The sequence below is a fragment of the Priestia flexa genome, from assembly GCF_021441905.1.
In the GTDB taxonomy this organism is placed as follows: Bacteria; Bacillota; Bacilli; order Bacillales; family Bacillaceae_H; genus Priestia; species Priestia flexa.
Genome location: NZ_CP090431.1, coordinates 852,772 through 866,203, shown reverse-complemented (window position 1 = coordinate 866,203; position 13,432 = coordinate 852,772). Strand labels below are relative to the sequence as shown.

Here is a 13,432-nt window from a genome sequence, read left to right as displayed (position 1 = left end):
CAACTCCGTTTTTAGAATGATTTTGAATCGATACATGTACCATAAAAATGGGATATTACCGAATCAAGAGTAGCAAAATACAAATCTCTGTTTTTACCAAACAAACACAGCTTTTTCTGTCTTTCTTTCATCAAACAAACGGAATGCATCTGCTGCTTCTTCAAGCTTAAATGTATGTGTGACTAGTTTTTCAACAGGTAGACTTTTTCTCACAATAAATTCTGTAATTTCATCAAATTCTTGAATTGGAAAATACCATGAACCTATAACAGTAATTTGCTTTCGAATTAATTGCTGGCTTGGTTTAATGGTTGTTTCTTTGCTTTCACCAATGAACGCCACTCGTCCATGAGCTTTCACACAATCTAGCGCATCATTTTCAGCATAAGGACTTCCAGAGCAATCGATTGCAGCATCAGCACCTGCTCCATTTGTAATACGATTAATCTCTTCTTGTACATTAAATTCTTGTCCATTAATTGTGTAATCAGCACCTAGATCTTTTGCTAATTCTAGGCGTTCATCAAGCATATCAACGGCAATAACAGTTGCGCCTAAGCCTTTTGCAATCATAACGCCAGCCCCACCCATAGGACCCATTCCAAAAATAACGAGCACATCTCTTCCAGATATGTTCATTCTCTTTTGAGCATGGTATAGAGTCCCCACTGCATCCGTCGATACAGCAGCTGTAACAAAGCTCATACTATCAGGTAATCTCATGCAATTTTCAGCTGGAACTACCATATAATCTGCGTCACCACCATGTGAGTCAAAGCCAATACATTTAAATTCCTTACAGAACATTTTGTAGCCACTCTTACAATGTGCACATTCACCACAGCCTAGTGCTAAGTAAACAGCTACTCGATCTCCTTCTTGGAATTTTGTCACTCCTGGACCTACACCTGTAATCACACCTGCTGGCTCGTGACCTGGAACCGTACAACCTGTTTTTGTCCCTTCAAATACAGACGTCCCATGGTATAAGCTCATATCACTACGGCATATAGCGGATGCTTTTAACTGAATTAACACTTCTCCCTGGCCAGGAGTTGGAATATCAACCTCTCGAATTTCTACTTTTTTATCTCCTGGAAAAAAAACTGCCTTCATTGACATTGTTGTTTCGCCTCCATTGTTGAATTGTTTTCTTTTATTAAGCCCACCACATTTCAGTTAGCTCTTCTTTAAACATGGCTCCTTTTAATAGAGAGATTGCTTTTTTTAGCCCTTCATCAGTCGAAGCCAGCATATCTTCATGTTCAATTGAGATCACATAATCATAACCGACTGCCCGTAATGTACTAATCATGTCTTTCCATATTTTCTCTTCATGTCCATATCCAACTGATCGAAATGTCCAGGATCGGTCTAAGATCTCACTGTAGTGCTTCGTATCTAAAACACCATTTACCTTTATGTTTTCTTTATCCAGATAGGTGTCCTTTGCATGGAAATGGAAGATCGCATTTTCGCGTCCAAGCTTTTTAATTGCTGTAATCGGATCGATTCCTTGCCAAACTAAATGACTTGGATCAAAATTTGCTCCGATATTATCCCCAGCATGTTCTCGTAACTTTAACAATGTTTCAGGGTTATAAACGACAAATCCAGGATGCATTTCAAAAGCAACTTGAATACCACGTGATCTTGCAAACTTCGCTTCTTCCTTCCAGTAAGGAATCACCACTTCATTCCACTGCCAGTTTAAAACCTCTGTAAATTCGGGCGGCCACGAGCATGTTACCCAATTTGGATTTTTTGCTTCATTATAATCTCCAGGACATCCGGAAAATCCATTTACAACTGGTATTTCTAATTTTTCAGCTAGGAGAACTGTTTTTCTCCACACCTCATGAGAATCCTTGGCTAACTTCTTATTAGGGTGCAAAGGATTCCCATGGAAACTAAGTCCACTAATAGATAATCCTCTGCTTTCAATTGCTCTCATAAACGCCTTTGCTTTTTCAGGAGATTGAAGTAATTCATCTGGATCACAGTGATGGTTACCAGGATAATTTCCTGTTCCAAGTTCAACTGTTTCTAATCCCATTTCCTTCACTTGATCTAGCATCGTTTCAAACGGGAGGTTTTGATAAAGTGGTGTAAAAACACCTAGTTTCATGAATAGACCTCCTTTTCTTGCTTGACCTTCACCCATTTCTGCTGTTGGTGACTGTCTAAGATCGCATCAGTAATACACATTGATAAGTGACCATCTTCAAACGTGGCAAAGTTAGGCTTATCTGTTTTAAGACTTTTTTCTTCTCTAACAAACGTATAGAAGTTTAGCATCATATTTTTTAATGCATCTGGCCAGCCTTCATTATGTCCACCCGGATGATGAATGGCCGATTTTGCTTCTACCGAGAATAAGCTCGGATCTGCTAATAGAATTTCGTTAGGTTTATCGCGGTGGCCAATCCACAATTTTTCCGGTTCCTCTTGATTCCAAAATACTGAACTCTTACTAGCATCTATTTCAAAACTCAGTCTATTTTTTCTTCCTGCACTTACTTGTGAAACGGTGAAAACACCTCTTGAGCCATCTTCAAAACGAACCAGTACTGATGCATAATCCTCTGTATTGATGGCAACATCCTCATACTCCTGCTCCTCATGATTGACTGCGCTGAACGTATTACTGCCAGATATTGCTTTCTTTCTTACAGGAATAACCGTGGCAAGATCAGCAAAAACTTCTACGATTTTTTTCCCTGTTACATATTGAACCGTGTCACACCAATGTGAGCCGATATCTGCAATAGCACGGGATTTCCCTCCTACCTCTGGGGCTAATCTCCAGTTAAAATCGGTTTCGTATAACAACCAATCTTGTAGATAGCTTCCATGCACCAAGTTGACTTTTCCTAGATCTCCACTTGAAATCATCGCTTGTAAATTTTGGACACTTGCATGCTGTCTATAATTGAAATTCACACCATGAACAACATCTTTTGTTTTAGCTAGAGTCAACAATTCTGCTGACTCTTCGCTGTTCATTGCTAACGGCTTTTCAGATATCACATGTTTACCGGCTAAAATGATGTCCTTATTTATCGCAAAGTGAACATGATTTGGCGTACAGTTATGCACAACCTGGATCTCATCATTTTTAAGCATCTCGCGGTAATCTTCATAAGCAAGTGAAATACCAAGTTCAGCAGCTTTTGTTTCCGCTTGCTCCTGGCTTGTTTCTGCTAAAGCAACTACTTCTACAAATCCAAGTCTTCTAATTGCTTCAATATGAGTTGGCCCAATAAAACCTGTACCAATAATCCCGACCTTAATTTTTTTCATGTTTCATCCTCCTGTTCTGTCATTTCTTCTTGATGATCTCTTTTCTCTATTTATCTCTTAATTGCTTTTTTACCGAAAGCTACAGCTAAAATGATGATGATTCCTTTTATAATCATTTGCTGACTAACATCCAGCCCCATAATGATAAGTCCATTATTAATTGTCCCAATCATTAAGGATCCTACAAGTGTTCCAATAATTGTCCCGACTCCACCAAAAAGACTTGTTCCACCTAAAATGACAGCAGCAATAACAGAAAGCTCATCTCCTTCACCGAATGAAAATCTTCCTGCATTCATACGACCAGCATAGAGTAAACCCGCTAAACCAGCCATTGCACCTGTTCCTAAGAAAACGAGCAACTTAATTTTCATTGTTTTTACACCCGAGAAACGTGCAGCGCTTTCATTACCACCAGTAGCTAATACTTGTCTTCCAAAAGACGTCTTACGTAGTAAAACATGAGCAATGATTGTAAAGACAACAGTCCATAAAAGTAAAACCGGAATTGGCCCAATATCACCAGAACCAAAGATAAAGTTGAAATTCGAGTTAACAATTGGAACTGGAGCTGTATCTGTTACCCACATCGCAAGACCTTTTATCGCTCCCATTGTCCCTAGTGTTACTAGGAAGGATGGAATGGCTACTTTTGTAACGAGTAAACCGTTAATTAGGCCAACTACAATACCTGTACCAACACCACCGATTAATCCCCCAATGATACCGTACCCTGCCTGTAGCGCTAATGCCCCAACTAATGAAGATAAAGCAGCAATTGATCCAACGGAAAGATCAATTTCACCTGTACTAATAACAAATGTCATGGCAAGTGCCATTAAAGAAATGGTTGCTGTTTGTCTCACAATATTTAATAGATTGCTTGAAGATAAAAACCCTTCATCATATAAATTGATAGAAAAGTAGATTAACACTCCTATGAAGGCAAAATAGACGATATAGTTACGCCATTCAAATTTCTTAAACATAGGTAATACTGGTTTTTCTACTTTAGAAACCTTGGATTGCATATTGTAGATCCTCCTCTGATTTAATCTCAGTTCGTTGTAGTTCCTTTTTTATCTTGCCTTGATGCATCACAAGAACACGATCACTCATAGCAAGAAGTTCAGGGATTTCTGATGAAATCACAAGTATGGCCTTGCCGTTCACAGCTAATTCTCTAATAATGTCGATAATTTCTGTTTTTGCTCCAATGTCTACACCAATTGTTGGTTCATCAAGCAATAAAACGGTTGGGTGATTTGCTAACCATTTTGCAAGAACAATTTTTTGCTGATTTCCACCTGACAATAAGCCTGATTTTTTAAAGATATCATCAGTTTTAACATTTAACTTTTTGACAAGTTGATTACTAATTTCATTTGCTTTTTTGTTATCAATAAACAATCCTTTGTTCACTTTAGATAAGATTGGTAGAATCATATTGTCTTTCACACTATGTTCTAGAACCAATCCCTGCACACGTCGATCCTCGGGAATTAATGCAATCCCTGCATCTATTGCATCCTTAGCCGAATTAATTGAACGTTTTTTGCCATCAACGTAAATTTCACCACTATCTATTGAGTCAATTCCAAATAAACAACGAACTAATTCCGTTCGACCACTACCCATCAATCCAGCAATTCCTACTATTTCTCCAGGTTGTATTTTAAGATTAATATTTTGAACCTTCTCTCCAGCGCTTACATTTTTCACCTCAAAAATCGGCGGTGCTTCTTTCGAGTATTCCCTCTCCTGATATTCAAAGGCTTGGTCAAACTCTTGTCCTACAATATACTGAATAACGGTATCAAGATCAGTTTCACTACAATCCTCGGTTGTAATATATTGACCATCACGCAAGATCGTAATACGATCACAAATTTCAAAAATCTCATCCATTCTGTGAGATATATAAATAATCGCATAACCCTTTGCTTTTAATTGATTGATGAATTTGAATAATACTTCCGTTTCCGTTTGAGTTAACGAAGAGGTCGGCTCATCCATAATCAATATTTTCGCTTCCTGAGATAGAGCTTTTGCAATCTCAGTCATTTGCCAATAGCCAACTCCTAGATTTTGAACAACATCAGATGGTCTGATATCAACACCAAGTTCCTTTAATAATACCTCCGTTTTCTTTTCACATTCCTTATCATTTAAAAGCCCAAGTGATGTCTTATCCTCTCTCGTTAAAAAGATATTTTGGGCAACTGTAAGGGTTGGTACTAAGCTAAACTCTTGGAAGATCATTGAGATCTTATTTGCCTTTGCGTCATCAAAGCTTTTAATACTTACAGGTTTTCCTTCAATTAAGATATCTCCACTATCTGCTGTATAAACGCCAGTAAGGATTTTCATTAATGTTGATTTTCCGGCACCATTCCCACCCATCAAGGCATGTACTTCTCCTTTTTTCACTGAAAAGTTAACCTTATTTAGAACCGTAATACCATTAAACGCTTTATTTATATTCTTCATTTCAAGAATAGGTTGATCCATTGTTTGTTCACCTTCCTTTAGTTATAGAGGCTATAAGAACCCGATAGCCTCTATATTATTTCCATGCATCTTTCACAGTAGAAGGAGCTTCAACTCCATAAATTAAATTCCAAGCATCAAGAACATTTTCTTTTGTTACTTCAATAGCAGGAGAAGCAACATAAGGAGGAGCTTCTTTACCTAATATCGCATATCCTGAAAGAATGCCTTGTGCTACACCTTGATCATAAGGTAATTGAGCACCTAGTCCTTGAACGATTCCATCAGATGCGATAGAAATCGCTACATTTGTACCTAAATCAACTGTTGTCACAACTAAGTCATCTCTTCCTGCTGTACGAGCTGCTGCCATAACACCTTCTGCCGGTACATCCCAAGGAGCGAAAATACCATCAATGTCCGGGTTTCTTGTCAGCATCGCTGAAGCAACTTCTTCTCCTTTGTTTGGGTCCGTTATTCCACCTTGTGCTACGATTTCAATGTCAGGATATTTCTCTTTGATTGTTGCTTCAAATGCATCTGAGCGGTTTTTGGTTACGAAGAAGTTAACATCGTGATAAACGATACCAACTTTCCCTTTTCCACCAATCTTTTCTGCCATAATGTCCGCTGCTAGAGCACCGTTTCCATAGTTGTCACCTGAAACAATACTGATGTAATCCTTACCTGCTTCAAGACCTTCTGCCGCTCCATCCATGAATACTAGTTTAACGCCTTGTTCTACTGCTTTTTTGTAAGCTGGTGCAGTTGATACAGCATCAACAGGAACTGAAATCATGATATCTGGATCTTTCGCTAATACTGTTTCAATATCGTTTACTTGTTTCTCAGCCTTAAATTGTGCATCTGTTACAGCTACAACTTCAATTCCCATTTTTTCAAATGTGTCTTGCATTGCTCCAACAGCTGCATTCATATAATCTGTGCCTGAATAGTGCATAACAATGGCTGCTTTATAATTACCGTCCTTAATTTTTTGGAGCTCTTCCTCAGTTAATTGTAAAGACTTTGCAGAAACTGCCTGTTCACCATTTGGTCCTTTATCTAGAACTTCTATATCTGGAATCTCAGGATTTATTGTTAGTGGCCCTGAATCAGAGAGGTAATTTTCATTTTTTTCTGTGCTTCCTTCTGTTGTCTGTGCTTCTTCCTTATTTCCACATCCGATTATTACGCTAAAAACTAGTAGCAATAACACGGAAAGCAATAAATTCCTTTTCATTCCATAACCCCCAAATTTTTCGTCTGGTTTAAACTTTCGCAAAGTACAACTAACGTTTTTTACAACCACCTCCTTTAAAGTTCATTGGCAGAAATTTGTAACCGCTTACAAACAAACCGCAATTTTAAGCTATAAATTAGCGCTTCTTAACTTATAGAGAAAAAAATAAAATCTAATTTCTTTCTTAATTTTTGTAATCCATTACATTTTCTTTTTAAAATCAAACCTTTCATCCCTTTTTACTAGGTTTAAAAGTTATGAGTGAACCGACATTTGTAACCGATTACATTGAACTTATAATGATTTATTAATCTTTGAGCACGATTCTCTTATGACAAGACTGTCATCTAAAATATATTGATTTTTCCCAATTCTCTTTTTATCCATTAGCATAATTAATAGTTCCATCGCTTTAGACCCTATTTCAAAAGCTGGTTGTGAGATTGTGGTCAAAGCTGGCTCGAAAATAGAGGAAAAATGAATATCATCGAATCCAATAACCGAGATGTCTTCAGGTACTCTTAGGTTCATTGTTCTTATAGCTCTAATAGCACCCAAAGCCATTTCATCATTCGCTGCAAATACCCCGGTTGGCATTTTATTGAGCGCTAAAAATTTCTTCATTAAATTAAATCCGCTTTCATAATTAAAATGACCTTCTTGTACTAGTACTGGATCTACTGCTACGCTACATCTTGCCATCGCCTGGTAGAAACCCTTTAATCGATCCTGTCCTAATACACTATCAAGTGGCCCAGAAATAGTTCCTATCCTTCGATGTCCTAACTGAATTAAATATTCTGTTGCCTTTCTAGCACTGCTAACATTGTCGATTGAAATGGTTGGAATAGAAGAGCCTTCAATATATTCACAGGCAAGCACTACTGGAAATTGATTAGCCATTTCTTCAACAAGCTCTGGTTTCATTTTTGCTGTTAATAAGATCATCCCGTCTGCTTTTTTCTGACGGAGCATATCTAAATACCGACTTTCCTGTTCACTATCATCCCCAGCATCACCAAGTAAAACTTGATACCCATTAGCTGATGCAAGATTTTCTATTCCTCGTAGAACCTTTGAAAAGAAAGGATTAGATATGTCCGGAATCACAACAATTACTGTTTTAGTTTCTGACGTCCTTAGCTGCCGAGCTAAAATATTTGGATGATAGTTTAATTCTTTAATGGCACTTAATACTTTGTTGATCGTTTCCTCTCTTACAGTATCAGGCTTACTAATGACTCTAGAGACTGTAGCAGTGGAAACATTTGCCTTCTTTGCAACATCTACGATTCTAACCATTTAAGATTCTCTTTTCTATTAACTTATTAATGTGGATATTGTAATCGCAATCATTCTCGTTTAGATAAAATGGATTGCTTGTTTATTTCTTAGTTACATCTTACCGGTTATTGAAAATTGAAAAAACATGGTTAAATTAATTTTTCACCATGCATTTTTAGTGTAGATGTAGAGATTTAGTGTTTACGCTTTCTCGTTTAGGAATTATTGGTTTAAACAGCAAAAAAACCTCAGAAATCTGAGGTACGAGGAAAAATTTTAATTATCTCAACAAATTATTTACAGCCTCATCAGCCTTCGTTAATGCTTCTTCAACTGACATTTCCCCTAGTTGGGCATCGTGTAAATAACCCGTTACAACACTTTCCCATTGTTCTTCCTGTGGGAAAAATGGACGAGCTTTTGCTGTCTTCATTGCTTCATTTACTGCTTCGTATCGGCGAAATTTCTTAACATTAGTTCTCGCAACTTCCACTTGCTTAAGAGTTGGATCTAAATAGGAAGAGAGTAGGACTGGATCTCCCCCACCCATCTGGGCTTGTCTGACATCATTTTGTTTGCTTTCTAACCAAACCATAAATTTAAACGCTTCTTCTGGATACTTTGACGTTTTAGGAATAACAATTGACCAGCCAGCAAGATGTGGTACAGATGCTTTCATTGCTGGCGTTTGGGCAAATTCCCATTGACCAACAGTATTAGAATAGGCATGATCATCTAACTTATCAGCTGCCCAAGACCAGTGAATGGCCATTGCAACGTTTCCTTCTGCAGCATCTGTTGACACTTCTGAAAGAGTATAATCATTTATACCTGGAGGAGAGAATTGCAGTAGGTCAATCCAGGTTTTTGTCGCCTCTATTACTTCTGGAGTTGATAATGATGATGTCATCTTATTCCAATCAATAACATCTCCGCCGTTAGAATAGACAAATGTTAACCATGTATGCACATTGCCGAACCCTTCACTAGCTTGTCCAGCCCAGCCATATATTTTTTTTCCATTTACGATTTTCCCATTAAAAAATCCAGCCATCTCACGAAATTGTCGCATGGTTTTGGGTGGTGATAAGTCATAACCATAAATCGCTTTAAACTCAGATTTCAGTTTTTCATCCTCAAATAAATCAGATCGATACCAAAGGATATGAGGGTGGATCGTCTGTGGCAATCCATATATATTACCACCATCTCCATACGCACCGTTTACTCCATTCCATTGTGTTAGGGCTAATGCTCTAGGCAAAAAACCTTCCGTATCCACTTTGTTTTTTTCTATATATTTTTTTAGCGGTTGCAGACTATTTGTCGAGACAAGTTCAGGCACCCAGTTATAATCAACGTTAAAAAGATCATAACTTGCATTACCGGCAATCGAAAGGGCTAATTTTTGAAAAATCATGTCACGCCCAACTAACTCAATATTTACAGATACTCCTGTTTCTTTTTCATATTCTTCCGCTAACTTTTGGGTTACCTCTCCCCATGTCGTATGAAGAAAAACACCATTTAAGGATATCTGCTCTTTCACTTCGACTTCTTTATTGTCTTTTATAGCCTCTTCTTGTTTACTTAATGGTTGATTGCAAGAGATTAAAATAAAAGAGATCACAAGTATAAACATCAAGAGAGTAAAGTACTTAGTCAATAATCTCCCCCCTTTCATTAACTATTGTTTCTCACGTACTGGATGACGAATGATCACTCTATAACCTTGATGATGATCTTCATCGACTTTTATTCCATACTCAGTTCCAAAATGAATCTGAAGTCGTTTATGAACATTTTTCAAACCAATGCCATGATGTACATGACTTGAGTTTTTTTCTTTATCCAATTTGTTACTCGCCAGTCCTGGCCCGTTATCTTCAATAATAAAAATAATATCCTGTTCAATGCGCTTAGCTGTTAAAAGAATTTTCCCTTTCCCTTCTGGAAGGTTACTAATTCCATGCTTGATGCAATTTTCTACAATTGGTTGAAGGATCAGCTTGATAACGTTAAATTTTAGAATCGTTGGATCTACCTGAACAAATACTTTAAATAAACGATTACTTCTTAGCTTTTCTATGTCTAAATAATTCTTAGCATGCTCAAGTTCTCTTTCAATCGTTGTCCACTCATTATTATTATTTAAACTGAATCGAAGTAAATTAGCTAATTTCGTTACCATTAGTGCAATATTTTTTTCATCTACCTTTTCTGCTCTCCACTTAATTGCATCTAATGTATTATAGAAAAAATGTGGATTAATTTGATGATTTAATGTCTGAAGCTCAAAATTCCGCTTGTCAGATTCCATCTTTTTTGTTTGTTCAATAAGTTCAGACATTCCTGTAATCATTTGGTTAAATCCACCAACAAGCTGACCAATCTCATCTTTTCTAGACCTTTCCATACGGAAATGCTTCAATACTCCAATTCGAACTTTTTCCATGTGTGAGACGAGAGACTTAATTGGTAATGTAAAATTACGAACAATAAAAACAAGGTAAATCGAAACAATGAATATACTGATCACAACAATCCACAAAGTAAAGTTTTTTATTTGTTCAATATTTCCTGTAACCTCTTTGTTTGGCAGGGCAGTAATTAATTTCCATCCCTGCTCATTTAATTGAGTTTCAGCAATATTCCAATCCTCTTCTGGTACAAATTTTTCATGATAAAGAGAGGAGTCTGCGTCAGAAATAATGTTGTTATCTTGATCAACAATCATCTTATTGTAATTTGTAAAAGATGAGGGGAAGGATAATTCCTCTCGAACAAGTGAATCAGGAATCTTTAGAACAATAACACCTAGTGGTTCGTAATAATAGGATGAACGAACTGCTCTTATATAAGCAAAGACTGGCTTCTTTGAAGATTCATCCCAATAATGGTACCATATCCCTTTTTCTTTCAATTCAAAGACTTTTAACATCAATTCAGTGCTTGGCTTAAAATCATTTCCATTAATTAACTCCAAATAATTAGGATAATACTTCATTTGTTTTGGAAAGACATATACTCCGTACGTCCCTTTTAACTGGGCAATAAGTTGACTGATCCGATTGATAAAAACCTTTTCTTCTTCAAAAGATGTTGGTGGATTAGTTTGCAAGAGCTTTTGTAACTGTATAGATGTCACCATTTTTTCTGATTCAATTTCTGCATCTTTTAATAACCGATTAACCTGTTTTTTATTCAATTCTATATTGTCTTGAAGAAGCTGAGATGTAACCGTTTCTAACTGAGACTTAGACCGATCATATGATAAATAACCTAATAATGCTAATGGAATAATGATGGATAAGGCTATAAAGACAAACATTTTGTTAAATAAATTATCTTTTATTCTTACCTTTTTAATTTTCATTTTCCGTACCTATACTCTTTGGGTGTTTGACTTGTTCTTTTTTTAAAAATAGTACCGAAATGCTGTAGATTTTGATAGCCTACAGATTCTGCTATCTCATATACTTTCATACTTGTTTCTCTTAAGAGTGTTTTCGCTTTGTTAATCCTCGTCTCTGTTAAAAAATCCATATATGTTTGTCCCGTTTCTTTTTTAAACAACTGACTTAACCAGACAGGATGTAAGGATAGCTCGTCTGCGATCATTTGTAAGCTCAAATCCTCCATGTAACTAGAATGAATTATTCGAATCGCTCTCTCAATGATTGAGTTGGTACCATGTGTTGAAACCGCATGCCCAACACTCGTTAAATACTCAGATAAAACCTTTTCATATTCTTCTAATGTGGTGCATTCATCCACCTTTTCCCATACACTCATTGGGATTTCTTTAAGCTCCTTTAAGGTTTGTTCACTTATACTTGCTAGGATTTGTGATAAGTAGTTTAATGTTTTTCTCGTAATATCGTCTCTTGATTCAAGTCCATCGATTAATATGACCTCTTGAAAAAAAACCTTTACCACCTGACGAATACATTCTTCATCCTTATTTATAACTAATGATGCTAAATGGTTAGCGGTTGTAAAGTCTGTAGATATCAGATGATGCGATTTTACATAGTCCTCGCTATTTGTTAGAGAGTTTATTTGAAATTCTTTTAGTGCAGAGCTGTATGCTGCATGCATTTCCTCAAGTGACGATACTTTTGTGCTAATGCCTATTGCTAACTCGATTTTTTGATATGCCTTTACCTTTTTGTGAATAGACCTAGCTATTTCCTCGGTATCTTCGATAGTTGTTAATAATACCCATCGATTTTTAGGGTCTTTAAAAAGGAGTGAGTGAATATGATCTCGGATAACATCTTGCATAATATTTCCTATCGCAAAAGTCTTTAATTGATTTTCTTCTGTATAAAGTTTCCCATCAGGATAGCCCTTTACATCAAAGATAAGGAGTGAATAGGATTTATTCGCTAACCAATCAATATTCCATAAACACAGTCTATGATAGAGATGTTCTTCAAGAGGTGTTCTTTTTAAACAAAACTCGACTAGATCGTTATCCCTCATGGAACGTGTTCCAATCTCTGCAAATGACTTCTGCTGCTCAGTATACTGAAGTTGTTTTTTTTCCTCTTTTATCAATGAAAGAGTCCTGTCTACCTTTTCTGTAAACTCCTTTGTGCTATAGGGTTTCAATAAATAATCTACCGCACCAAAGTGTATACTTCTTCTCGCATATTCAAAATTGTCGAAACCGCTTACAATAATAACCTTTGGTTGGTAGTCTTTATTTACAACCTCTTCAATTAAATCAAGACCAGATATACCAGGAAGCATAATATCAGTAATAATTAATTCAGGATAGTGTTTAAAGATTACCTCTCTTGCATCTTCCGCATTATTTGAGGTATGCAATTCCACTTCAACATTATATAGAGAATCAATAGCATTTTTCATTCCTATTAAGGAATCCGGCTCATCTTCAATTAATAATAACCTCAATCTTTTACCCTCCATTCAGTGGGAAATTATATTTATATTAACCAGAACAGTTTTAGTGGTCAATTAAAATAAAAATATGTTCTAGAATTGATGAATTTATAGGGAAATTTGGATGAAACAATTCATTGATTAGATAAGAGTAACACAGGGGGTTAGGCCTTATTAGAGAAGAACCAAGGCTTATTTAAA

The 13,432-nt window shown here is 36.4% G+C and carries 10 protein-coding genes; all 10 read right to left on the bottom strand.

Going from position 1 to position 13,432, the window contains the following annotated elements; all coding sequences use genetic code 11:
- Positions 1-93 precede the first annotated feature (93 nt).
- Complete coding sequence (locus LZP85_RS04345; protein ID WP_100347347.1) at positions 94-1,122, bottom strand: zinc-dependent alcohol dehydrogenase family protein; 1,029 nt, start codon at positions 1,120-1,122, stop codon at positions 94-96.
- Positions 1,123-1,159: 37 nt separating this feature from the next.
- Positions 1,160-2,128: a sugar phosphate isomerase/epimerase family protein gene (locus LZP85_RS04340; RefSeq protein WP_163070669.1), complete on the bottom strand. Its 969-nt coding sequence runs from the start codon at positions 2,126-2,128 to the stop codon at positions 1,160-1,162.
- The gene (locus LZP85_RS04335) at positions 2,125-3,303 is read right to left on the bottom strand and encodes a Gfo/Idh/MocA family protein (protein ID WP_163070668.1); all 1,179 of its coding nucleotides are present in this window, start codon (positions 3,301-3,303) and stop codon (positions 2,125-2,127) included. The genes LZP85_RS04340 and LZP85_RS04335 overlap by 4 nt, the downstream gene beginning before the upstream one ends.
- A 50-nt stretch (positions 3,304-3,353) precedes the next feature.
- Positions 3,354-4,334: an ABC transporter permease gene (locus LZP85_RS04330; RefSeq protein WP_100347344.1), complete on the bottom strand. Its 981-nt coding sequence runs from the start codon at positions 4,332-4,334 to the stop codon at positions 3,354-3,356.
- A complete protein-coding gene (locus tag LZP85_RS04325) occupies positions 4,315-5,814 on the bottom strand; it encodes a sugar ABC transporter ATP-binding protein (RefSeq protein WP_100347343.1) in 1,500 nt (499 codons plus the stop codon). Before LZP85_RS04325 ends, LZP85_RS04330 begins: the two co-directional genes overlap by 20 nt.
- A gap of 55 nt (positions 5,815-5,869) precedes the next feature.
- A complete protein-coding gene (locus LZP85_RS04320) occupies positions 5,870-7,036 on the bottom strand; it encodes a substrate-binding domain-containing protein (protein ID WP_138117246.1) in 1,167 nt (388 codons plus the stop codon).
- A 294-nt stretch (positions 7,037-7,330) separates the two neighbouring features.
- On the bottom strand, positions 7,331-8,338 hold the full coding sequence (locus tag LZP85_RS04315) for a LacI family DNA-binding transcriptional regulator (RefSeq protein ID WP_206782787.1): 1,008 nt from the start codon (positions 8,336-8,338) through the stop codon (positions 7,331-7,333).
- A 262-nt stretch (positions 8,339-8,600) separates the two neighbouring features.
- Entirely contained in the window at positions 8,601-9,986 is a 1,386-nt protein-coding gene (locus LZP85_RS04310; protein ID WP_206782788.1) for an ABC transporter substrate-binding protein, read from the bottom strand.
- A 21-nt stretch (positions 9,987-10,007) separates the two neighbouring features.
- Positions 10,008-11,696, bottom strand: coding sequence for a cache domain-containing sensor histidine kinase (locus LZP85_RS04305; RefSeq protein ID WP_206782789.1), 1,689 nt, complete (start codon positions 11,694-11,696; stop codon positions 10,008-10,010).
- Complete coding sequence (locus tag LZP85_RS04300) at positions 11,693-13,243, bottom strand: response regulator transcription factor (RefSeq protein WP_163071302.1); 1,551 nt, start codon at positions 13,241-13,243, stop codon at positions 11,693-11,695. The genes LZP85_RS04305 and LZP85_RS04300 overlap by 4 nt, the downstream gene beginning before the upstream one ends.
- Positions 13,244-13,432: the final 189 nt, after the last annotated feature.